The organism is Streptomyces sp. DH41, from assembly GCF_029813785.1.
GTDB lineage: Bacteria > Actinomycetota > Actinomycetes > Streptomycetales > Streptomycetaceae > Streptomyces.
The window spans coordinates 197,374-219,199 of sequence record NZ_JARVKY010000011.1 but is presented as its reverse complement, the minus strand read 5'-3'; the positions used below and the strand labels follow the sequence as shown (position 1 = coordinate 219,199).

The 21,826-nt window shown below is 72.1% G+C and carries 24 protein-coding genes; 12 read left to right on the top strand and 12 right to left on the bottom strand.

All coding sequences use genetic code 11. The annotated features are described in order from the left end of the window. Positions 1 to 8 precede the first annotated feature (8 nt). Positions 9 to 1,358 (top strand): cytochrome P450, encoded by a 1,350-nt coding sequence (locus QC283_RS19970; RefSeq protein ID WP_279562935.1) that lies wholly within the window; start codon positions 9 to 11, stop codon positions 1,356 to 1,358. A gap of 207 nt (positions 1,359 to 1,565) precedes the next feature. Next, complete coding sequence (locus QC283_RS19965; RefSeq protein WP_279562934.1) at positions 1,566 to 2,693, top strand: tryptophan dimethylallyltransferase family protein; 1,128 nt, start codon at positions 1,566 to 1,568, stop codon at positions 2,691 to 2,693. Between the two features lie 93 nt (positions 2,694 to 2,786). Here QC283_RS19965 and QC283_RS19960 read toward each other — a convergent pair whose 3' ends face one another. From QC283_RS19960 to paaI, 3 genes are all read right to left on the bottom strand, one after another. Continuing rightward, complete coding sequence (locus tag QC283_RS19960; protein WP_279562933.1) at positions 2,787 to 4,085, bottom strand: flavin-containing monooxygenase; 1,299 nt, start codon at positions 4,083 to 4,085, stop codon at positions 2,787 to 2,789. 134 nt (positions 4,086 to 4,219) lie between these two features. Then, positions 4,220 to 5,566: a phenylacetate--CoA ligase PaaK gene (gene paaK / locus QC283_RS19955; protein ID WP_279562932.1), complete on the bottom strand. Its 1,347-nt coding sequence runs from the start codon at positions 5,564 to 5,566 to the stop codon at positions 4,220 to 4,222. Then, positions 5,563 to 6,021, bottom strand: a complete 459-nt coding sequence (paaI, locus tag QC283_RS19950) for a hydroxyphenylacetyl-CoA thioesterase PaaI (RefSeq protein WP_279562931.1) — start codon at positions 6,019 to 6,021, stop codon at positions 5,563 to 5,565. The genes paaK and paaI overlap by 4 nt, the downstream gene beginning before the upstream one ends. Before the next feature lie 178 nt (positions 6,022 to 6,199). Between paaI and paaA the strand changes: the two genes are divergently transcribed. Genes paaA through paaE form a run of 5 tightly spaced genes read left to right on the top strand, consistent with a single transcriptional unit; the run spans position 6,200 to position 9,934 of the window. Beyond that, positions 6,200 to 7,177: a 1,2-phenylacetyl-CoA epoxidase subunit PaaA gene (gene paaA, locus QC283_RS19945; protein WP_279562930.1), complete on the top strand. Its 978-nt coding sequence runs from the start codon at positions 6,200 to 6,202 to the stop codon at positions 7,175 to 7,177. Then, the gene (paaB, locus tag QC283_RS19940; RefSeq protein WP_279562929.1) at positions 7,174 to 7,467 is read left to right on the top strand and encodes a 1,2-phenylacetyl-CoA epoxidase subunit PaaB; all 294 of its coding nucleotides are present in this window, start codon (positions 7,174 to 7,176) and stop codon (positions 7,465 to 7,467) included. Before paaA ends, paaB begins: the two co-directional genes overlap by 4 nt. Positions 7,468 to 7,476: 9 nt before the next feature. Further along, positions 7,477 to 8,304: a 1,2-phenylacetyl-CoA epoxidase subunit PaaC gene (gene paaC, locus QC283_RS19935; protein WP_279562928.1), complete on the top strand. Its 828-nt coding sequence runs from the start codon at positions 7,477 to 7,479 to the stop codon at positions 8,302 to 8,304. Beyond that, complete coding sequence (gene paaD, locus QC283_RS19930) at positions 8,298 to 8,813, top strand: 1,2-phenylacetyl-CoA epoxidase subunit PaaD (RefSeq protein WP_279562927.1); 516 nt, start codon at positions 8,298 to 8,300, stop codon at positions 8,811 to 8,813. The genes paaC and paaD overlap by 7 nt, the downstream gene beginning before the upstream one ends. Then, positions 8,813 to 9,934, top strand: coding sequence for a 1,2-phenylacetyl-CoA epoxidase subunit PaaE (gene paaE, locus QC283_RS19925; RefSeq protein WP_279562926.1), 1,122 nt, complete (start codon positions 8,813 to 8,815; stop codon positions 9,932 to 9,934). Before paaD ends, paaE begins: the two co-directional genes overlap by 1 nt. Positions 9,935 to 10,067: 133 nt before the next feature. Here paaE and QC283_RS19920 read toward each other — a convergent pair whose 3' ends face one another. Together QC283_RS19920 and QC283_RS19915 are read right to left on the bottom strand one after the other, a co-directional pair. Next, entirely contained in the window at positions 10,068 to 10,973 is a 906-nt protein-coding gene (locus tag QC283_RS19920) for an aminoglycoside phosphotransferase family protein (protein WP_443032650.1), read from the bottom strand. A gap of 68 nt (positions 10,974 to 11,041) precedes the next feature. Beyond that, positions 11,042 to 11,644, bottom strand: coding sequence for a tellurite resistance TerB family protein (locus QC283_RS19915; protein WP_279562925.1), 603 nt, complete (start codon positions 11,642 to 11,644; stop codon positions 11,042 to 11,044). A 215-nt stretch (positions 11,645 to 11,859) separates the two neighbouring features. Between QC283_RS19915 and QC283_RS19910 the strand changes: the two genes are divergently transcribed. Beyond that, the gene (locus tag QC283_RS19910) at positions 11,860 to 12,345 is read left to right on the top strand and encodes a GtrA family protein (protein ID WP_279562924.1); all 486 of its coding nucleotides are present in this window, start codon (positions 11,860 to 11,862) and stop codon (positions 12,343 to 12,345) included. 36 nt (positions 12,346 to 12,381) lie between these two features. Here QC283_RS19910 and QC283_RS19905 read toward each other — a convergent pair whose 3' ends face one another. Next, a complete protein-coding gene (locus QC283_RS19905) occupies positions 12,382 to 12,762 on the bottom strand; it encodes a winged helix-turn-helix transcriptional regulator (protein ID WP_279562923.1) in 381 nt (126 codons plus the stop codon). A gap of 104 nt (positions 12,763 to 12,866) precedes the next feature. On the opposite strand from QC283_RS19905, the gene QC283_RS19900 reads away from it, so the two are divergent. After that, positions 12,867 to 13,274 (top strand): RidA family protein, encoded by a 408-nt coding sequence (locus QC283_RS19900; RefSeq protein WP_279562922.1) that lies wholly within the window; start codon positions 12,867 to 12,869, stop codon positions 13,272 to 13,274. Between the two features lie 38 nt (positions 13,275 to 13,312). Here QC283_RS19900 and QC283_RS19895 read toward each other — a convergent pair whose 3' ends face one another. From QC283_RS19895 to QC283_RS19880, 4 genes are all read right to left on the bottom strand, one after another. Continuing rightward, the gene (locus QC283_RS19895; protein WP_279562921.1) at positions 13,313 to 14,776 is read right to left on the bottom strand and encodes a sensor histidine kinase; all 1,464 of its coding nucleotides are present in this window, start codon (positions 14,774 to 14,776) and stop codon (positions 13,313 to 13,315) included. After that, positions 14,773 to 15,504 carry a response regulator transcription factor gene (locus QC283_RS19890; protein ID WP_279562920.1) on the bottom strand — a complete coding sequence of 244 codons (732 nt, stop codon included), beginning with the start codon at positions 15,502 to 15,504 and terminating at the stop codon, positions 14,773 to 14,775. Before QC283_RS19890 ends, QC283_RS19895 begins: the two co-directional genes overlap by 4 nt. 82 nt (positions 15,505 to 15,586) lie before the next feature. Next, positions 15,587 to 16,384, bottom strand: a complete 798-nt coding sequence (locus QC283_RS19885; protein WP_279562919.1) for an ABC transporter permease — start codon at positions 16,382 to 16,384, stop codon at positions 15,587 to 15,589. After that, positions 16,381 to 17,298, bottom strand: a complete 918-nt coding sequence (locus QC283_RS19880; protein WP_279562918.1) for an ABC transporter ATP-binding protein — start codon at positions 17,296 to 17,298, stop codon at positions 16,381 to 16,383. Before QC283_RS19880 ends, QC283_RS19885 begins: the two co-directional genes overlap by 4 nt. Before the next feature lie 424 nt (positions 17,299 to 17,722). On the opposite strand from QC283_RS19880, the gene QC283_RS19875 reads away from it, so the two are divergent. Beyond that, positions 17,723 to 18,604, top strand: coding sequence for an SDR family oxidoreductase (locus QC283_RS19875; protein WP_279562917.1), 882 nt, complete (start codon positions 17,723 to 17,725; stop codon positions 18,602 to 18,604). A gap of 272 nt (positions 18,605 to 18,876) precedes the next feature. Here the strand turns inward: QC283_RS19875 and QC283_RS19870 are convergent, their stop codons facing one another. Further along, complete coding sequence (locus QC283_RS19870) at positions 18,877 to 19,314, bottom strand: hypothetical protein (protein WP_279562916.1); 438 nt, start codon at positions 19,312 to 19,314, stop codon at positions 18,877 to 18,879. Between the two features lie 172 nt (positions 19,315 to 19,486). Here QC283_RS19870 and QC283_RS19865 point away from each other — a divergent pair, with 172 nt between their 5' ends. Next, the gene (locus QC283_RS19865) at positions 19,487 to 20,416 is read left to right on the top strand and encodes a GNAT family N-acetyltransferase (protein ID WP_279562915.1); all 930 of its coding nucleotides are present in this window, start codon (positions 19,487 to 19,489) and stop codon (positions 20,414 to 20,416) included. An 18-nt stretch (positions 20,417 to 20,434) separates the two neighbouring features. On the opposite strand, the gene QC283_RS19860 is transcribed toward QC283_RS19865, so the two are convergent. Beyond that, positions 20,435 to 20,797: a hypothetical protein gene (locus QC283_RS19860; RefSeq protein ID WP_279562914.1), complete on the bottom strand. Its 363-nt coding sequence runs from the start codon at positions 20,795 to 20,797 to the stop codon at positions 20,435 to 20,437. 102 nt (positions 20,798 to 20,899) lie between these two features. Between QC283_RS19860 and sigJ the strand changes: the two genes are divergently transcribed. Beyond that, positions 20,900 to 21,820 carry an RNA polymerase sigma factor SigJ gene (sigJ, locus tag QC283_RS19855; protein WP_279562913.1) on the top strand — a complete coding sequence of 307 codons (921 nt, stop codon included), beginning with the start codon at positions 20,900 to 20,902 and terminating at the stop codon, positions 21,818 to 21,820. The last annotated feature ends 6 nt before the right edge of the window (positions 21,821 to 21,826 follow it).

Sequence of the window (21,826 nt, the reverse complement as noted above, 5' to 3'; positions counted from 1 at the left end):
GAGCAGACATGAACGCCCACGACACCGCCCCGGTGCCGCCGCCCGGGTGCCCGGCCCACGGCTCCGGGGCCCGGGTGCCGCTGCACGGGCCGGAGTTCGCCGCCCACCCGCAGGCGTACTACGAGTATCTGCGCCACTACGGCGCCGCAGCGCCCGTCGAACTGGCCCCCGGCGTCGAGGCGACGCTGGTCACGGACTACGCCGCCGCGCTCCAGCTGCTGCAGGACTCCGGTTCCTTCCGCAAGGACGCGCGTCGCTGGCGGGCCTTCAACGAGGGCAAGGTGGGCCCGGACAGCCCCGTCGCGCCGCTGCTGGCCTATCGGCCCAACTGCATGTTCGCCGACGGCGCCGACCACCTGCGCCTGCGGCAGGCGGTCACCGACAGCATGGCGCGGGTGGACAGCCGCCGGCTGAGCCGGAGCACCGAGCAGATCTCCGGCTACCTCATCTCCCAGTTCGGCGGCCGCGGCTCGGCCGACCTGCTCGGCGACTACGCCAGGCAGCTGCCGCTGTTCGTGTTCAACGAACTCTTCGGCTGCCCCGCAGACATCGGCGACCGGGTGCTGTTCGGCATCTCCGGCATGTTCGACGGAGTCAACGCCGACAAGGCCACCGCGGTGCTGTTCCAGGCGGTGGAGGAGCTGGTCGCGCTCAAGCGGAGCAAGCCCGGTGACGACGTCACCTCCTGGCTGATGCGGCACGAGGCGCGGCTGACCGACGAGGAGATGGTCCACCAGCTCGCGCTGCTGCTGGGCGCGGGCGCCGAACCGCTGCGCAACCTCATCGGCAACACCCTGCACCGGCTGCTCACCCACGAGCGGTACGCCCGTGAGGGCGGCCTGATCGACGAGGCCCTCGACGACACGCTGTGGGAGAACCCTCCCATGTCGAACTACGCGCCGCACTACCCGGCCGCCGACACGGAACTGGCCGGACAGCACCTGCGGGCGGGCGATCTGGTCCTGGTCAGCTTCGCCGCGGCCAACACCGGCCCGGCCCTGAAGGCATCGCGCCAGGCGGGCAGCAACCGCGCGCACCTGGCCTGGAGCGCGGGTCCGCACGCCTGCCCGTCCAAGGAACCGGCCCGGCACATCACCGTCACCGCCATCGAGCACCTGTTCAACGAGCTGCCCGACGTCGAACTCGCCGTTCCCGAGGACAGCCTGACGTGGCGTCCGGGTCCTTTCAACCGGGCTCTGGCCACGCTCCCGGCCCGCTTCACCCCGGTGCGGTCCGGACGGCGCGGCGACCAGGAGTCGGGCACCGGGGCAGCCGCCCGGGAGGACGCGGCGAGCCCGGCCCGCCCGGCCGAACGCAGCGGCATGTGGAGCCAGTTCCTCAACTGGCTCACCAGGTGACGTGCGTAACACCCTTCACCTCTGCCCCTCCCGCATGAAGATCCAACGGCACGGGTAGTGAGCAACGCGGCATTCAAGTTGCTTACGAGTAAAAGGAGGTGTCGTGGACCACATATCCACGAACGCCGCTTACCCGCCGCCGCACCCCCCGATACCCGCCTCCCCAGGCGGGTATCACTTTGTGCGGCTGCGACGGGGGCCGGGCAGGTGACCGCCAGAGCGACGGGCGACGGACTGCGAGGCACACCGACGCTCGGAGCCTTCACGGGCGGTCAGTTGCGAAGACTCGGCGCGGTCGCCGGCCTGTCGGAGGCCGACGCCGAGACCTACGCCCGGGTCCTGACGGACACCCTGGGCGCGGTGGCCGAGCGACCGCTGAACCTGCCGCCGCCCACCCGCAGCTTCCTGTCCGACGACCACACCCCCGTCGAGTTCTCCCTCTCCTTCCAGCCGGACGCGGCTCCCGCCCTGCGGGTGCTCCTGGAACCGGGCTGCGGCGCAGACAGCCTGGCCCACAACGGCCGCGTCGGACTCGAGGCGATCAGGGCGATGGCGCGGCGCTGGCACTTCTCCACCGGCCCGCTCGACGACCTGCGGGACCTCTTCCTGCCGCCCGCACCGCAAGGTCCCCTGGCCCTGTGGTGCGCCCTGGAACTGAGGCCCGGCGGTGTGCCCAAGGTCAAGGTCTATCTCAACCCGGCCGCGAACGGGGCGGACCGTTCCGCCGCGACGGTGCGCGAGGCGCTGCACCGGCTGGGCCACCGGCGGGCCTTCGCCGGCCTGCCGCAGGGAGTCGGATACCCGTTCCTGGCCCTGGACCTGGGGGACTGGTCCGAACCCCGGGTGAAGGTCTACGTGCGCCACGACAACCTCACGGCCGGTCAGGCCGGGCGGCTGTCCCGCATGGAAGCGGGTCCGGGCCCCGCGGGCATCGAGGGCTTCTACCGCACGGCCGCGGGCCTCGGCCCCGACATGACGGGGCTCAGCAGGCGGCCGGGCCTGTCCTGCCACTCCTTCACCGACACCGCCACCGGGCGGCCGAGTGGCTTCACCTTGCACATCCCGGTCAGGGACTACGCCCGGCACGACGGCGAGGCCCTGGCGCGGGGTGAGCGGGTGATGCGCCACCACGGCATGGACGCCTCGGTGCTCGGCCGCGCCCTGGCCGCCGTCACCGAGCGGCGGCCCCAGGACGGCGTGGGGCTGATCGCCTACCTGGCGCTGGCCCATCAGCAGGACCGCCCGCCGCGGGTGACGGCCTACCTCTCCTCGGAGGCGTACGCGGTCAGGCCGCCGGTCGCTCAGGCCGTCCCGCATCCGGTGGCGGTGCGCTGAACCGACCGTCCGGACACCGCAGGGCTCCCGGTGGAACGCACCGGGAGCCCTGGTCGTGAACGTGGTGGCCGGGCGCCGGCGCCCGGCGGGCGGTCACACGGGCAGCGACTCCCGGAACTCCGCCAGATACGGGCCGACGTCCACCTGGATCGAGGCGCCCCGCGTCCGGCCGTAGCGCTGGACGATGCCGGCCAGATACGTGCCGATCTCCTCGCGCATCTCGTCCGCCGCGGGCAGCTCGGCCTCCCCGCCGATGATCCGCGCCACCCACCGCGCCTGGGCCTCCACCAGCCGGGTGATCGCGCCCACGGGCCGGACGAGCCCGACGAAGTACAGGCCCGGCCGGTCGGCCGGGACGACCCGTCTGTACAGCTCGACCGAGCCGTCCGCCGCCACCGGACAGCCGGCGGGCAGGAAGGGGAAGGTCATGTGGAAACCGGTGCAGTACACGACCGCGTCCGCCGCCACCCGGGTGCCGTCGGTGAACACGACCCGGTCGCCGTCGAAGGAGGCGATCGCGGGCTTCGGCGTCACCGCGCCGTGCCGGATCCGGCTGAGGATCTCGTCCGAGAGGGTCGTGGCGGAGGAGAAGAGCGGATGGTCGGGCTCGGGCAGGCCGTAGTCCGCCAGCCTGCCGCGCGCGACGAGCAGGGCCTCCTCGGCCCACTTGCGCCGCTCGGCGAAGGACATCTCGTTCCACCAGGGCGCTTCGGCGATCTCGTCGAGCGACTGCCCGTACAGCTGCTTGGGCACGATGTGCAGACCCCGGCGCACCGAGAGGACGGTCTCGGCGGCGTGCCGGGACAGGTCCGCGGCGATGTCCACCGCCGAGGCTCCGAGGCCCACCACGACGACGCGCTGTCCGGCGAAGTCGCCGCCGTCGCGGTAGTCGAGGGAGTGCAGGATCCTTCCGGCGAAGGTCTCGGAACCCGCCGGGAGCGTGTCGGGCAGTGCGGGGTCGGTGTGGTGTCCCGACGCGACGATCACGCGCTCGAACCGCCGCGACGTCGTCGCGCCGTCCGCGTCCCGGCTGACGACGGTCCACATGCCGTCCGCGTCCTGTGCCACGGACACGACCTCGGTCCGCAGCTCGACGTTCTCGCGGATGCCCGCCCACTCGGCGAAGGACCGCAGATAGGCGGCGACCTGGCTGTGCCGGGGGTAGAGCGGGTACGAGTCCGGCATCGGGAAGCCGGCGTAACCGGTCAGCTGCTTGGCGGTGTTGAGGTGCAGCGACTGGTATCCCGGGCCCCGCTCGCCGGCCTCCGGCTGACGCCAGATCCCGCCCACGTCGGCAGCCCTCTCCAGGCAGACGAACCCGATGCCCCGCTCCTTGAGGGCATGGGCCACAGCCAGCCCCGACAGACCTGCACCGATCACACACACACGCACGGGATTTACCCCCAGGACGTACTCAATCTCCCCCGATCATGCATTCACTGCCCATCCGTATCGCCGCGCACACCAGTCCGAGGGGCGAACAGACGTGTCGGTGCTCACGTTTCTCCCCTCTGCGGGCCGAAGGGTCAGGCCCGGCGCAGGTCCCTGACCCTGCGGAGCTTGCCGAGTGAGCGCTCCAGGGTCTCCGGGCCGACGATCTCCACCTCCACGGTGACGCCCACGCCGTCCTTGACGCCCTGGCCGATCGCCCTGGCGGCGGCCTCGCGCTGCTCGGGACCGGCGTCGGGGCGGGCTTCGACCCGCACGGTCATGTGGTCCATCCGGCCGCGCTCGGTGAGCAGGATCTGGAAGTGCGGGGCGACGCCGGGGGTGCGCAGCACGATCTCCTCGATCTGGGTGGGGAAGACGTTCACCCCGCGCAGGATGATCATGTCGTCGCAGCGGCCGGTGACCTTCCGCATCCGGCGGAAGGCGGGCCGGGCGGTACCGGGCAGCAGCCGCGACAGGTCGCGCGTGCGGTACCGGATGACCGGGAGCGCCTCCTTGGTGAGCGAGGTGAAGACCACCTCGCCCTCCTCGCCCTCGGCCAGCACGGCGTCCGTGAGCGGGTCGACCACCTCCGGGTAGAAGTGGTCCTCCCACACGTGCAGCCCGTCCTTGGTCTCGGCGCACTCCTGCGCCACGCCGGGGCCGATCACCTCGGACAGCCCGTATATGTCGACGGCGTGGATGTCCATGCGCTCCTCGATCTCGCGGCGCATCTCCTCGGTCCACGGCTCGGCGCCGAAGATGCCGACCTCCAGTGAGGTGGTGCGTGGATCGACGCCCTGCCGCTCGAACTCGTCGAGCAGGGTGAGCATGTAGGACGGGGTGACCATGATGATCTCGGGCCGGAAGTCCTGGATGATCTGCACCTGCCGCGCCGTCATGCCGCCGGATGCCGGGATCACCGTGCACCCGGCGCGTTCGGCGCCGTAGTGCGCGCCGAGGCCTCCGGTGAACAGGCCGTAGCCGTAGGAGATGTGCACCTTGTGGCCCGGCCGGCCGCCCGCCGCCCGGATGGAGCGGGCGACGACGTCCGCCCACATCGAAAGGTCGTTGTCCGTGTAACCGACGACGGTGGCACGGCCGGTGGTGCCGCTGGAGGCGTGCACGCGCCGCACGTCGGCCATCGGGACGGCGAACATGCCGAAGGGGTAGGTGTCCCGCAGGTCGGCCTTGGTGGTGAAGGGGAACCGGGCCAGGTCCGCCAGGCCGCGGCAGTCCTCGGGCGTCACCCCGGCGGCGTCGAACTTCTTCCGGTACAGCTCCACGTTCTCGTAGGCGTGCCGCAGCGTCGCGCGCAGCCGGTCGAGCTGCAACTCCCGCAGCCCCTCTCGGGACAGCCGCTCGGCCTCGTCCAGCAGGTCGTGGGGGAGGGGCTCTCCCAGGCGGGGTGCCGGGGACGCCCCGGCGGTCGGCTCGCTGCTCATCGCGACTCCTTCGTCGTGCCCGGCGTCTCGCGCGCCGTAGTGTCCCGCACACTGCGGCTGCGTCCGCGGAACTCCGCGATCACCTCTCCGGCGCGCCGCACGGTCACGTCGTAGACACCGCTGCGGCCGAACCGGGCGCGCTCCTCTGCGCGCGCCACGAGCACGTCGCCCGCGCGGGCCGGCGCGACGAACACGATGTCGGCCCCCGCCGCCACGGTCACGGGGCCGTGGCTGTTGCACGCGCAGGCGAAGGCGGTGTCGGCGAGCAGGAACAGGTAGCCGCCGTGGGCGATCCGGTGCCCGTTCACCATCGCCGGGGTCACGGTCATACGGAGCACGGCGGTCCCCTCACCGTGCTCGACCAGCTCGATGCCCAGTCGCCGGGACGCCTCGTCCGCGGCGAACATCACCTCCGTGGGCGTCGGCTCAGCGGCCTGCGACACCTTTCCCACCACGTGGTCCCACCACCTTGTTTCCCGACCGATCATTCGGTCAGCTCGCGGCAGGGCCCAGTAATCCAGCCGTGCGGTCGCCGTGTCAAGTGTGCGGTCGGTGTGCGTGCGGGTCTTGCCCGGCACCGGGAAACGCGTCACACTGATACCGAACGAATGGTCGGTTGGGAAGCTGGTGACGATGACCACGACACACGCCGCCGAGGCGCCGCCCCCGGACGGGCTGCAGGAGCACTTCGACGCGACGATCGCGCGCGACCAGCGCGTCGAACCGCGCGACTGGATGCCGGACGGCTACCGGAAGACGCTGATCCGGCAGATCGCCCAGCACGCCCACTCGGAGATCATCGGCATGCAGCCCGAAGGCGAGTGGATCACCCGGGCGCCGTCGCTGCGCCGCAAGGCGATCCTGTTCGCCAAGGTCCAGGACGAGGCCGGCCACGGGCTGTACCTGTACTCGGCGGCCGAGACGCTCGGCGCGGACCGCGACGACCTCACCGAGCGGCTCATCGAGGGGCGCCAGAAATACTCGTCGATCTTCAACTACCCGACCCCGAGCTTCGCCGACGTCGGTGTGATCGGCTGGTTCGTGGACGGCGCCGCGATCTGCAACCAGGTACCGCTGTGCCGCAGCTCCTACGGGCCGTACGCGCGCGCGATGGTGCGCATCTGCAAGGAGGAATCCTTCCACCAGCGGCAGGGCTACGAGCTGCTGATGACGATGATGCGCGGCACCGACGCCCAGCGAGAGATGGTCCAGGACGCGGTGGACCGCTGGTGGTGGCCGTCCCTGATGATGTTCGGCCCGCCCGACGACGCCTCGCCCAACTCCGCGCGGTCGATGGCCTGGAAGATCAAGCGGCACAGCAACGACGAACTGCGCCGCCGCTTCGTCGACATGACCGTCCCGCAGGCCGAGAAGCTCGGCGTCACCCTGCCCGACCCTCAGCTGCGCTGGAACGAGGAGACGGGGCACCACGACTTCGGCACTCCGGACTGGGACGAGCTGACGCGCGTCATCAAGGGCGACGGCCCGTGCAACGAGCAGCGGATCCAGCGGCGGCGGACCGCCCACGAGGAGGGCGCCTGGGTGCGCGAGGCGGCCACCGCCCACGCGGCCAAGCAGGCGGCCCGTACGGAGAAGGGAGCGGCGGCATGAGCGCCGAGAAGCAGGGCTGGCCGCTGTACGAGGTGTTCGTGCGCGGCAAGCGCGGCCTCAACCACGTCCACGTCGGCTCGCTGCACGCCGCCGACGACGCCATGGCCCTCACCCACGCCCGCGACCTCTACACCCGGCGCAACGAGGGCGTGAGCATCTGGGTCGTGCGCTCCGAGCACATCGCCGCCTCCACCCGCGACGAGAAGGACCCCTTCTTCGCCCCCAGCGCCGACAAGGTCTACCGCCACCCGACCTTCTACGACATCCCCGACGACGTCCCCCACATCTAGGAGCAGGGCATGAGTGACGACCACGTCTACCTGACCCTGGCCGAGGGACACGAGGACGACACCCGCTGGGCCTACGGCACCGGCTTCGAGGACCCGCTGCACGGCGTCGACACCACCGTGCCCGAGGGCGTCGACGCCGGTGGACTGGCCGCGGACTGTGTGGCGCTGGCCGACGACGCCCTGGTCCTGGCGCAGCGGCTCGCCGAGTGGGTCACGCGTGCGCCGGAGCTGGAGGAGGAGGTGGCGCTGGCCAACATCGGCCTCGACCTCCTCGGCCAGGCCCGCCTGCTCTACTCCCGCGCGGGTCAGGTCGACGGCACCGGCCGCGACGAGGACGCCTACGCCTACTTCCGGGACGCCGGTGACTTCCGCAACGTGACCCTGGCCGAACTACCCGGCGGCGACTTCGCGTTCGCGATCGTGCGGCTGCTGGTGCTCTCCAGCTGGCGCCTGGCCCACTTCCAGCGTCTTCAGGCCCACCCCGACCCCGTCCTCGCGGCGGTCGCGGCCAAGGGCGTCAAGGAGCTGACGTACCACCGGCAGTACGCCGCCGAGTGGGCCGTGCGTCTCGGCGACGGCACGGACGAGTCGCACCGCAGGATGCGCGCGGCGCTGGAACAGGTCGCCCCGTACCTCGGCGAACTGCACACGGCGTACGACGTCCGGGACGAGGTCGCCGACGTCCTGCGCCAGGTCACCGAGGCGGCAGGGCTGACCCTGCCGGTGTACCGCCCGCTGCCCGGCTCCGGCCGCGCCGGCGAGCACACCGAGCATCTGGCCCCGCTCCTGGCCGAGTTGCAGAGCGTCGCACGCGCCCACCCGGAGGCGACATGGTGACCGGTGGCCTGGGGCCCTTGGAAGCCCACCGCGCCCGGCACGTCGCCGAGCAGGTGCCCGACCCCGAGCTGCCCATGCTGACCCTCGCCGACCTCGGCGTGCTGCGCGGCGTCGAGGTGACCGGGGACGGCACCGTGGTCGCGAGCCTCACCCCCACCTACTCGGGGTGCCCGGCCATGGCCGAGATGCGGGCGGGCGTCGCCGCGCGCCTGCGGGACGCGGGCTACGCGCGCGTGGAGATCCGTACGGTCCTCGACCCGCCCTGGACCAGCGACTGGATCACCGAGGCCGGCCGCCGCAAGCTCGCCGAGCACGGCATCGCCCCGCCCGGTGCCGCGCCCCGCGGCCCGGTCTCCCTCGTCCTGTCGCCCGTCCGGCCCGCGGTGCCCTGCCCCCGGTGCGGCTCGGCGGACACCGAGGAGACCTCCCGCTTCGCCGCCACGTCCTGCAAGGCGCTGTGGCGCTGCCGGGCCTGCCGCGAGCCGTTCGAGTACGTCAAGGAGATCTGATGGCCCCGACCGCCCCCGCCTCGGCGACCGCCTCCGGCCCGGCACCGGCGCGTGCCCGCCGCCGTCCCGCCTTCCACCGCCTGCGCGTCGCCGCCGTGCAGCGGCTGTGCGCGGACGCGGCGGCCGTGAGCTTCGAGATCCCGGACGAACTGGCCGGGGAGTTCGCCTTCGCGCCGGGTCAGTCGCTCACCCTGCGGCGTGAGGTCGACGGCCGGGACGAGCGCCGCTCGTACTCGATCTGCGCACCGGCCGGCACGGACCCGCGCATCGGTGTCCGGGTGGTGCCGGGCGGTGTCTTCTCGTCGTGGCTGGTGAACGAGGTGCGTCCCGGCGACACAGTCGAGGTGATGGCCCCCACCGGCCTCTTCACACCCGACCTGACCACCCCCGGCCACCATGTGCTGATCGCCGCCGGCTCGGGTATCACGCCCATGGTGTCCATCGCCGAGTCGGTGCTGGCCGCCGACGACCGCTCGGCCGTCACCCTCTTCTACGGCAACCGCCGCACCGACACGGTGATGTTCGCCGACGAACTGGCCGACCTGAAGGACCTCCACCCGGCCCGTTTCCACCTGGCCCATGTGCTCTCCCGCGAACCCCGCGAGGCCGAGGTGCTCTCCGGCCGCCTGGACGCCGGACGGCTCGCGGCGCTCATCGACTCCCTGGTGGACGTCGAGAGCGCGGACCACTGGTGGCTGTGCGGCCCGCAGGGCATGGTCGCCGACGCGCAGCAGGTCCTGACCGGCCTCGGCGTCCCGGCGGGCCGAGTCCACCGGGAGCTGTTCTACGCCGAGGACGAGCCCGTGCGCGAAGTCCACCACGAGGAGGCCGGCCCGCGGGGGCCCGTCAGCGAGGTCGTCATCACCCTGGACGGCCGCTCCACGACCTCCGCCCTCTCCCGGGAGCGGTCCGTCCTCGACGGAGCCCAGCAGACCCGGCCCGACCTGCCCTTCGCCTGCAAGGGCGGAGTCTGCGGCACCTGCCGCGCCCTGGTGACCGACGGCAGGGTCGACATGCGCCGCAACTACGCCCTCGAAGCGGCGGAAGTGGAGGCCGGCTACGTCCTGACCTGCCAGTCGTACCCGGTCTCGGAGAAGCTGACCGTGGACTACGACAGCTGAGCGGACGGCACCCGCCTTCGGCCGGCGCGCCGGGGCGGCGCTGTCACCGCCGGTGAGGGCGCGAGCCGGCTTCAGGCCCTTGCCGTACGCCGGGCCCTTGCCGTACGCCGGGCCGTCCGGGCGGGGGCGACGCTCAGTCGTCCTCCTCCAGCACCGCCCGGATCACATGACGGGCGTTGCCGGCCATCGCGGGATTGGTCTCCCGGTAGTACGGCAGCGCGATCAGCGCCTGGGAGAGCGTCCGTCCCCGGCCACGCCGCCAGGCCGCGTCGTCCACTCCGAGCGCCTCCCGGAAGACCCCCCGCGCACCGGCCGGCAGCAGGTTCCACGCCGGGAAGAGATCGCAGGCCGGGTCGCCCACCCCCATGCACCCGAAGTCGATCACCGAGGACAGTCTGCCCCCGTCCACCAGCAGGTTGCCGGGCATCAGGTCGGCGTGCAGCCAGACCGGCGGGCCGTCCCGGTCCGGGGCCCGCAGCGCGTCCTGCCACACGGCGGCCGCGGCATCGCAGTCGATGCCTTCCTGGGGGAGGCCGCGCAGCTCCCCGATCGCGGCCCGGGTCGCCGCGTCGAGGGTGGCGAGCGGTCCGCCGCGATGGGCATTGGGCGCTCCCGGCAGAGTGATGCCCCGCATCGCTGCCACGAACCCGGCCAGATCCCGGGCCAGCAGCCCGGGCTCGGTCAGTGCTCCGGCCACCGGGACCTCGCCGGGCAGCCACCGGTACACCGACCACGGCCACGGATATCCCTCGGCGGGTTCACCGGCCCCGAGCACCTCGGGGACGGCGGTGGGCAGCAGGGGCGACAGGCGGGGCAACCACTCCCGCTCCGCCAGCACGTCCCCGGCCCCGCCCTTGACCAGCGGCAGCCGTACGACCATGTCGTCGCCCAGCCGGTACATCGCGTTGACCGTGCCCCCGGACGGGAAGCGCTCGACGGGCAGTCCCGCCCACTGCGGGAACTGCCCGGCGACCAGGCGCCGTACGAGACGGTCGTCGAGAGGTTGGAGGCCCGGATGCATCGGCTGCCCTGAACTCATGGACGTCATCCGATCCTTCGGCGCCGACGGCCGTCAAGCGCGTTTCCGTCCGCGGGACGGGCCAGGGATCAGACGCCGAACTCCGAGGGAGACACGCCGAGAGCGGTGCACGCCTCGCGGATCGCGTACTGCTCGGACGGCTCGAAGACGCCGTCGGCCCCGGCGATGACCATGCCGGTCTGGATGACCGCGCGGGCCTCCGCGGGCTTCTTGGCGGCCTTGGCGATCACCTGCAGGGCCTCGCTCTTGCCCAGCTCGAAGTTGCCGACGAGCCGGTCCACATGCTGGTTGAACCGCTGACGAAGCTGGTCCGCCGGGAAGTTCTGCAGGACTTCGTTGGAAACGATCAGCTCTTCCACGCGCTGTCGCTCCGCCGGCTCAACCTGCCCGTCGGCCGCGGCGACCAGCGCGCACATGGCCATGCTGGCGTCCCGGTAGGCGCCGCTCTTGAGTTCGGTCTTGACCGATGCGAGCTGGGTCTTGAACATCCCGATCAGCTGGGCCTTGGAGCCGCCGGAGGACGAGCCCGGCTGGCCGGACCCCTGGTGCGCCTGATGTCCCTGCGGTCCCTGATACCCCTGCGGTCCCTGCCCGGTCCCGCTCGCTCCCCGAGTGCCCTGGGACTGCTGGAAGGTCTTGGCCTGGTCCTTGATCTTGTCCCACATCGCCACTCGTGCCACCTCGGCTTCTGTTGCTGCTGCTTGTCCGTCTTGATCTGTCTTGACCCTCGGTCGCGATCTCTCGCGGCTACCAGGATGAACGCACCCGACGGCCGCGCGGTTCCCGCAAGGCAAAGACCAGGCAAAGTGTCTCACGGTGGCGTAGTAGGCTGCGCGGAATTCCAGCAGTTGACGATCGGTCGGTCGGCCGGGTGGGAGCGTGGCGCGTGGCTCGGCTGAAGGCGTCATCGGCCGCGGCCGGGCCCGGCGAGCCGCTCGGCGCTTCGACCGCTCCCTCCACACGGCGCACGATGTGGTCGCGGGAGGTCGGCTGGTTCGTCGCGATCGGCGTCGTGTCGACGGCCGGGCAGGCACTGCTGTACTGGGCGCTGCGCCTGTGGTGGCCCCCGGCCGCCGCCAATCTGGTCTCCCTGTTGGTGCTGACCGTGCTGAACACCGAAGCGAACCGGCGACTGACGTTCCGGCACGCGGCCGCGGGGCCGGCCCGGGCCCACCTGGGAGCCGGTGGCCTCTTCCTGCTCGGCTATCTGTTCACGTCCGGTGCGGTGCTGTGGTTCAAGCACGCGCAGCCCGCCGCCTCGCCGGCCGCCGAGACCGGGGTCCTCGCCGCCACGTCGGTCGCCGTCACCGTCGTACGCTTCGTCGTCCTGCGGCTGGCGGTCTTTGGCAGCCCCGCTCGCCGGCGAGGCTGACCCGCTCGCCGCCCGCGCCGGACCGCGCGCCGTCCGTCAGGCGCCGAAGCTGCGCCGGGAGGCCTCGATGTGGCCCAGGTACCGGTGGGTCCAGTCGCACATGTAGTGCGTCGTCTTCAGCAGTCCCCGGCCCGGTTCCGTGAGGGTGTACTCGACCCGCGGCGGCACGGTGGGGTGCACGCACCGCTCCACCAGCCCGTTGCGCTCCAGCATGCGCAGGTTCTGCGTGAGCATCTTGTGGCTGACCCCCTCGATCTCGGCGCGCAACTCGCTGAAGCGCAGGGTGCGGTCGCCCAGCGTCTCGATGATCAGAAGCGCCCACTTGTTGGCGATGTCCGAGAAGATCTCCCGAGCCAGGGAGTCCGCGCGGGTCAGGTCCGCGTCGTCGAGCGAGCCGGTGTACTGCTTGGTCACCATCGGGTTCCCCAGTTACTGAAAAGTGCGTTCTTCCATGTCAGCGGTCACTCTCTTACGGTTCCCGAGTAACCACAAGAGAGCGAACGGGCAAGGAGACAGAAGTCATGGCCATCACCCTGATGAACCCCGCCGGACTGCCGGAAGTCGACGTCTACCGGCAGGTGTCGATCGCCTCCGGATCGAAGCTGGTCTTCATCGCGGGCCAGGTCGCCTGGGACGCCGACGGAAACCCGGTCGGCGGAGGCGATCTGGCGGCGCAGGCCGAACAGTGCTACCTCAACGTCGGCATCGCTCTGGCCGAGGCCGGTGCCTCCTTCGACGACGTGGCGAAGGTGACCGTTTACGTCGTCGACTGGACCCCCGACAAGATGCCCCTGCTGCTGGAGGGGATCGCCCGGGGGACCGCGAAGCTGGGGGTCACCGCGGCGCCGCCGGCCACCCTGCTCGGCGTCGCCGCACTGGACGTGCCCGAGCACCTGATCGAGGTCGAGGCCACCGCGGTCGTCGACTGAACAGCCGTACCGTGGCCCGACCACACGCTCCGAGCGGCTCAGCCCTGGGCCGGCAGGGGGAGTGTCAGGCGGAAGCGTGCGCCCTCGCCGACCCCTGTCTCCAACTCGATGTCGCCGCCGTGTGCCCGGGCGAGGGAACGGGCGATGGCGAGACCGAGCCCGGCGTTGGTGCCGTCCGAGCGGCTCCGGGAACGGTCGGCCCGGTAGAAGCGGTCGAAAACGCGATCCGCCTGCTCGGCCGTCAACCCCGGGCCCTCGTCGGCTACTTCGAGCACGCCGCGACCACCCTCCGTGCCGACGCCGATCCTGACCGGTGTGCCCGGCGGGGTGTGGGCCACGGCGTTCCCCACCAGGTTGGTGACGACCTGCCGCAGCCGGGCCTCGTCGGCGTGGACGGGGGCCGGGCCGGGCGGGCCGACGCCTCCCGGCCCGGTGAGTTCCACCGGTCGGGACGGGTCGAGGGCGCGTAGGTCGTGGCGGGCGCCGCCCGCGAGAGTGCGCAGGTCCATCGGGGCCGGGTCGAGCTGTCCCTCGGGCGCCTCGTCGAGCTGGGCGAGCAGCAGCAGGTCCTCGGTGAGGGCGGTGAGCCGGGTGGCCTCCCGCTGGATGCGGTGCATCGCCTCGTCGACGTCGGACCGCTCCGGCACCGCGCCCATCCGGTAGAGCTCGGTCGTCCCCTTGATGCCGAAGAGCGGGGTGCGCAGCTCGTGACTGACGTCCGCGACGAAGGCACGCATCCGCGCCTCGGAAGCGGCCCGGTCGGCGAAGGCTCGCTCGAGCTGGCCGAGCATCGTGTTGAGCGACGCCGCGAGGTGGCCGATCTCCGTACCGGGCGGAGCGAGCCCGGGCACGCGCCGGGTGAGGTCCCCGTCGGCGATCGCGGCCGCTGTGTGCTCGATGCGGCGCAACGGACCCAGGCCTCGGCCGAGCGCGAACCAGCCGACTCCCGTCAGCAGCACGAGCAGGACGGCACCGCTGATCACGCTGCTGGTGCGGAGCCGGTCGATGGTGGCGTCGGCCTCCGCGAGCGGCGCCGCCGCGACCACCGTTGCGTCCCTCGCGTCGGTCGGCCGGGCGACGGCCCGCCAGCGTTCCGAGCCGTTCGCGGACCGGAGATCGACGGCCGTGGCGTCGGTGGGGACCGTGCGCAGCTCGTCGGACGGCGGCAGGAACGAGCTGTCCAGTCCCGGCGTGTGGACGCGCCGCGTCACCTCGCCGTCCGCGTCCAGGAACACCAGGTACGGGGCGCCGAGCAGGTCGAGGCCGGGGCCGAGTAGTTCGGGGCGGGAGGCGGGGTCCTCGATCTCGGACGGCCCGATGGCGGAACTTCGCTGGACGAGCGCGGTGAGCGAGCGCAACTGGCTGTCGAGCCGGTCGAGTTGGTAGTCCTGCAAACGGTCGGAGACGGCCGCGCTGATCAGGCTCAGTCCGGTCAGCAGCAGCCCGGCGGTGAGCAGCAGCAGCCTGGCCCGCAGCGAGAACCGGCTCAGCAGGCGCCTCATCGCCGGGGCTCCCGCATCACGTAGCCGACACCGTGCACGGTGTGGATGAGCTTCGGCTCCTCGGTGTCGACCTTGCGGCGCAGATACGAGATGTAGGTGTCGACGATGCTGGCGTCCCCGCCGAAGTCGTAACGCCACACCCGGTCGAGGATCTGTGCCTTGGACACCACACGCCCGGCGTTCTCCATCAGATACCGCAGCAGCCGGAACTCCGTGGCGGAGACGCGGACGGGCAGCCCCGCCCGCGTCACCTGGTGCCCCTCGGCGTCGAGCGTCAGCGTGCCCACCGTCAGCACATCGGTCTGGTGGCCCGTGGTACGGCGGAGGATCGCGCGGATCCGGGCGATCAGCTCCTCCAGGTCGAACGGCTTCGTCACGTAGTCGTCGGCGCCGAGGGAGAGCCCGGTGACCTTGTCCGCCTGCCGGTCCCGGGCGGTCAGGAAGAGGACGGGCACCGGTCCGCCACGGCCGGCCGGGCGCTGGTCGCGCAGCCGCCGGACCACCTCGAAGCCGTCCATGTCCGGCAGCATGACGTCGAGCAGCACCAGGTCCGGGGGCTCCTCGGTGGCCGCGGCGACCGCCTCGGTGCCGGTCGCCGCGGAGGTCACCCGGAATCCGGCGAAACGCAGTGCCGCGCAGAGCAGCTCCCGGACGGTGGCCTCGTCGTCCACCACCAGCAGCTGCTCGGTACCCCCTCGGGGCGTCACCGTCCCACCCGACCGTTCCATGCCGGCCAGGATACGGAGGCCCGGCCGCGGAACCCGTACCCTCGTGGCGCCGCGGTCCCGGTCACCCCGGCCATCCCCGGCGTCACACGTCGCGGCGTCGGAAGACGACGAACGCGGAGACCAGCACGGCGGCCACTCCCAGGCACATTCCGCCCAGGTTCAGCCAAGGGTGCGGAAAGTCGGGGTTCGGGACCGTCTCCAGGACCGCCGCCGCGCCCGCGGTCGGCCAGAAGTCGACCAGGCCCTGGAACGCCGAGGGGAAGAGGCCGGCCATGCCGGGGACCAGGAAGACGATCCCCACCAGGGTGGCGAGGGCTCCCGCCGTGGCCCGCATGATCGTGCCGAGACCTACGGCGAGCAGTGCGATGGCCGAGAGATAGAGGCCGCCGCCCGCCACGGCGGAGATCACACCGGGGTCGCCCAGCCGTGCGTACGGCACGTCCTGCGTGGTGAGGAGGGCCTGTCCCAGGAGGAAGGCGGCGAACATCAGCGCCTGACCCGCCACCAGGGTGACGGCCGCGGCCAGCACCACCTTGGCCGCCAGCAGCCGATGCCTGCGGGGCGTGGCGGTGAGCGACGTCTGCATCAGGCCGGTCGCGTACTCGGAGGTGACGACCACGATGCCCAGCACGCCGATGATCAACTGGGCGACGATGTACGTCGTCAGGCTGAGGCTGGTCGGATCCCAGGTCTGCCGTTCCGCGGCCGTCGCGGTCTTGTACTCCTGACCGGCGGAGCTCATGGACACGGCCGTGATGCCGAGTCCGACCAGGAAGAGACAGGCCAGTGTGTACCAGGTGGAGCGCAGGCTGCGGAGTTTGATCCACTCTGCGCGGAAGGTGTGGGCGAAGGTCACCCCGGACGGGGTCGGCGCGCTCATGCCGCGGTCGCCCCCTCGTATTCGAGGCTGTCCTTGGTCAGTTCCATGAAGACGTCCTCCAAAGAGGGGCGCTGCGGGGCGAGTTCGCTGAGCGCGACACCGTGGTGGACGGCGAGCCTGCCGATGTCCTCACTGGTCATGCCGGAGACGACGAGCGAGGACTCGCGGCCGTCCCGAACGGTGGCCCCGGCGGCGGTCAGTTGTCGTGCGAACGCGCCGGGTTCGAGCGTGCGGACGAGTACGCTGCTCACCCCGTTGGTCCGCAGGAACTCGCTCATGCCGGTGTCGGCGATGATCCGGCCCCGGCCGATGACGACCAGATGGTCGGCGGTCTGCGCCATCTCGCTCATCAGATGGCTGGAGACCAGTACCGCCCGGCCCTCGCGGGCGAGGGAACGCATGAAGTCCCGGATCCAGCGGATGCCTTCGGGGTCCAGTCCGTTCACCGGCTCGTCGAAGATCAGCACCTGTGGGTCGCCCAGCAGCGTGGCCGCGATACCGAGCCGCTGACGCATACCGAGCGAGAACCCGCCGACCCGCTTGCCGGCCACACCCTCCAGCCCGGTCCGGGCGAGCACCTCACCGACCTGGCCACGGGAGAGGCCGTTGCTCACCGCGAGGGACAGCAGATGGTCGTACGCCTTCCGGCTGCCGTGGACGGCGCCGGCGTCGAGCAGCGCGCCCACCTCCGTCAGCGGCACGGGAAGGTCGCGGTAGCCACGACCGCCGATGGTGACCGAGCCCCGGGTGGGGGCTGCCAGACCCATGATCATCTTCATGGTGGTGGACTTGCCCGCGCCGTTCGGGCCGAGGAAGCCGGTCACCTGCCCGGGTTCCACGGTGAACGACAGGTCGTCCACCACGGTGTCGGGCCCGTACCGCTTGGTCAGTCCCTGTACGTCGATCCTTGTCATGGGCGAGATCCTGACGGGCCGGGCCGACCGGTTCCTGGGAGCTTCTGGGAGAACTCTGGGAATCCGGCGCTCCCGCGGCGTACCGCCCGCCGGCCATCCACGGCCGGGGCACCTCACTCACAGGAAACGCCAAGTGCGGCCGACTGGGATCCAGGTTGCACGCCACGCCAGGAATGACGGCACCGCGCGCCCCGGCCTTCCTGGACCCGGCGTGTGTCCAGGACGGCCCTCGGCGGCATCCAGGCCGTTGCCCGGCCGGCTCTGCTCTCCCGCGGCCTCCGACGTGACGTGTTTGAGTGCCTGAGCTCGGGACATCCGAATGCCGGGCGCCGCCGGACGGTGGCGCCGACCGTGCGTGCGATCGTGTGGAGGCCAGATGGCGGAGAGGAACGGAACGGGGAGCGGACCGCTCGACCGTCCGGCGATGCCCCAGGAGGAGGCGGAGCTCTCTCCGCCCTACCGATTCCAGCGCCAGCAGCGCCCCGGGCTGGAAGAGCGGATGGAAGTGCGCCCGCGCTACCTCGCCCCCAACTACCGGGGCTCCGGAAAGCTCGCCGGGAAGGTCGCGCTGATCACCGGGGGAGACTCGGGGATCGGCCGTTCGGTCGCTGTCCTCTACGCCCGCGAAGGGGCCGACGTCGCCATCGTCTACCTGCCCGAGGAGCAGAGAGATGCCGACGAGACCCGCAAGGCGGTCGAGAACGAGGGCCGCACCTGTCTGCTGCTGCCGGGCGACCTGTGCGAACCGGCCTTCTGCGCGGATGTCGTCGAACGCACCGTCGCGGAGCTGGGCGGCCTGAACGTCCTGGTCAGCAACGCCGCCTACCTCAACAGCCAGAACAGCCTCTCCGACCTGACCGCCGAGGACTTCGACCGGGTCTTCAAGACGAACGTCTACGCCTACTTCCACCTGGTGATGGCGGCCCTGCCACACCTCTCCCACGGCGACGCCGTCATCGCCACCGCGTCCGAGGAGGCGCTCAAGGGCAGCGAGATGATGATGGACTACGCCGCCTCGAAGGCGGCTCTGGTCGTCTTCACCAAGTCCATCGCCTCCCACCTCGCCGAGCGCGGCATCCGCGCCAACATCGTCTCCCCGGGGCCGACCTGGACGGTGCTCAACCTGGCCGGCCAGCGGTTCCCCGACGACTATCTGACCGACCTGGGAAGCTCGGCTCCCATGGGGCGGGTGGCCCAGCCGGAGGAGGTGGCTCCCGCGTACGTGTACCTGGCCTCCGACGCGGACTCCAGCTTCACCGTCGGTGAGGTCATCGCCGTCACCGGCGGTCTGACGGACACCCGCTGACGCGGCACCGGGGCGCCCGGCCGAGCCCCGCTGTGCGTCGAGCGAGGTCGGTCTGCCGGAGCGGGTGGCCGTCGCGAAGTCGTGGCGCAGGACGGCCGGCACTCCTCGTGGTCGGTGCCGGCCGTGTCGTGGACCAGCGGGTGGGACCCACCGCGGTGAACGGCCGGACGGGCCCACCCGTTGTACGCCGTCGTCGGCGCGGCCGAGGGGAGGACCGGGCAGCGGTTCACCTCCGCCGCCGGGTCCGCCGGCCTCTCGGGCGGCCGACGGTCCTACTGCGGAGTCGTGCCGGCCCGGTCCTCCCACGAAGCACCGGCGTACCGTCGGCAGCCCGCGTCGTGCCGTGCGCCCAGAGACGTCCACCACCGCTCGCAGCAGTCGTCCCGGAGGGGGACGCGCGCGGCGGCGGGGCGGGTGCACTTCGGGCCGTGCACGGCGCCGTCGGACTGCTGCCAGAACGCGCAGCACGGTGCGAGGACGACGAGCGGCCGCTGCCGGCGGGGGCGTGCCAGCCGCTCGGCGCGCTGTGCCCGCGCGAGACGCAGCCGGTGCTCCGTCCGAGCTCGGGCGGCGCACCAGGCGAACACCGCGGCGGCGTACAGGCCGGGCAGGGCGAGCCAGGGGTGGTGGGTGGCCGCGTAGCCGGCGGCGGCGAGGAGGAGGGCGGCGGCGGCACGGCACGCGCGGGCGGTGCGCAGGCTCGGCGTCACAGGGAACTCCCGTTGGTCGGCGACGGAGAGGGCCTCGGGACATCCGTATGCCCCCGGTTCGCCGTCCTACGTGCCCGGATCGGCGCCGGCATCACGACGGGGCCGCACGCGGGTGCCGCGGCCGGCGGAAAACCCGTTGCGGCAACCCACCGGCACCCACAACCCTGCATCCATGTCCCCTGCTGAGCCGCGTTCGGCCACCCTTGCCGACGCCCCCGCCATCACCGAACTCCTCAATGAGATCGACCGGATCGAGATCGGCCGGCCCGAGACCGACCAGCACACCGTCGAAGCCGACCTGAAGCATCCGCGGACGGACCTGGAGCGGGACTCGTGGCTGGCCTTCGACGGCGGCCGGCTGGTGGTGTACGGGCTGCTGTGGGACGAGTCCGGCGGGGAGCGCGTCGACATCGACCACTACGTGCTCCCCGACCACCAGCGGACCGGGCTGCGCGTGCTGGCGGCCATGGAGGCCCGCGCCCTGGACCGGGCACGGGCCAACGGAGCCGCGCGGGCCGTCGTCCACCTGCACCTCGCCGCCCGGCCCACGACCGACACCGAACTCCTGACCGCCCGGGGATGGAGCATCGTCCGGCGTCACCAGGTGCTGCGCCGAGCCGTGGACCCGACGCGTGACCTCCCGCCCGACGTCCCGGCGGGAGTGCGGCTGCGGGCCTGCGCCACGGAGGCGGACCGGGTCCGGGTGTACGAGCTGTACCAGAAGGCGTTCGCGGACCACTTCGACTTCCAGCCGCGCGACTACCGGCTCTGGCTGAACGACATCCACGCCGAGCGGCTGGACTGGTCCCTGGTGTGGATCGCCGGCACCGACGACGCTGGGGACGCCGGCTTCCTGCTGGCCCGGGACGACCGCGAGGCCATGGGCTGGATCCGGAGCATCGGTGTCCTGCGCGAGGCCCGCGGCCGCGGCCTGGGCGCGCTCCTCCTGCGCCACGCCTTCGCCCACTTCGCCGCCCGGGGCCGGGACACGGTGGGCCTCGGTGTCGACACCGAGAACGCCACGGGCGCCCCCCGCCTCTACGCCCGCAACGGCATGATGGTCCATTACGCCGTCGACACCTGGGAGGCCGTGATCGCCTGACGGCCCCGGCGCCGGACCTCAGCGCCGCGCCAGCGCCAGCACGCTCAGACCGAACATCAGGACGCCCAGGGGGAGATGGACCGACGGCACGTGGGCGATGCCCACCACCACCTGGACCGAGGCGAGGACGAGGAAGCCGGACGCGTGCCAGACGGGCCGGGGCGAGCCGCCGCCCGGCTTCCACGCCAGCACCGCCGCGAGCACGTACAGCATCGACGCCCCGTACATCACGCGGGCTCCGGCACTGTGCAGCACCTCTCCGTAGGACGAGGACATCAGCAGTCCGGCGGAGACCGCCTGGAGGAAGATGGTCAGGGTCTGCACGGCGATCGCGATCCGCAGAAACGAGAAGCGGCGCTGTGTCGTTGCCGAGGCTGCCATGTCACGGTCCCCTCTTTCCGCCCACGGGCGGTAGATCGGTAAGGTCTCACCAGCCCGACGACGCGGGCCCGCGAAAGGTAAGGCGAGGAGGCGGTCGGGAGTATGGGGGCGGCGGGGGCGCGCACCGATGAGACAGCCGGTGAGCGACGCCAACTGATCAATGTGGCCTACCGGTTGCTCGGCTCACTGGCCGAGTCCGAGGACGCCGTGCAGGAGGCCTACGCGCGCTGGTACGCGCTGCCACAAGGCCGGCGGGAGCAGATCGTGTCCCCCGGCGCCTGGCTGACGACGGTGACCGGCCGCGTCTGCCTGGACGTGCTCGGCTCGGCGCGGGCCAGGCGGGAACGCTACGTCGGCGCGTGGCTGCCCGATCCGCTGCCCGACCACGCCGAGTGGGACCACGGCCATGGCACCGACCCCGCCGACCAGATGGTCCTGGACGAATCGGTGGCCATGGCCTTCCTCGTCGTCCTGGAGTCGATGACACCCGCCGAGCGGGTGGCCTTCGTCCTGCACGACGTCTTCCGCTACCCCTTCGCCGAGATCGCCGACGTCCTCGGCCGGACTCCCGCGGCCTGCAAGCAGCTCGCGGCCTCCGCCCGGCGGCGGGCGCGCGCCGCGCGCGCTCCGACGGCGGCGGCCGGGCAGGCCGACGCGGTACGGCAGGTCAAAGCGGCATGGGAGACCAAGGACATCGCGGCCCTCGTCGACCTCCTCGATCCGGCCGCTGTGATGACCGCCGACGGGGGCGGCATGGCCGGTACCGCCCTACGTCCGATCGAGGGCGGCACGCGCATCGCCCAGTACATGGTCGCCATCGCCGACAAGGCTCCTGGGCTCGAACTCCTGCGGCGGTCGGTCAACGGTGTGCCGGGCCTGGTGGCCCGGCGCGACGGCGCCGTCGTGACCGTGGCCTCGTTCGAAGTCACCGACGGCCGCGTCACCCGGATCTGGGTGGTCCGCAATCCGGAGAAGCTGCGGCCGTGGATGCGGGAGGGCCGGGATCCGTCCGGGGAGTCGTGATGTCAC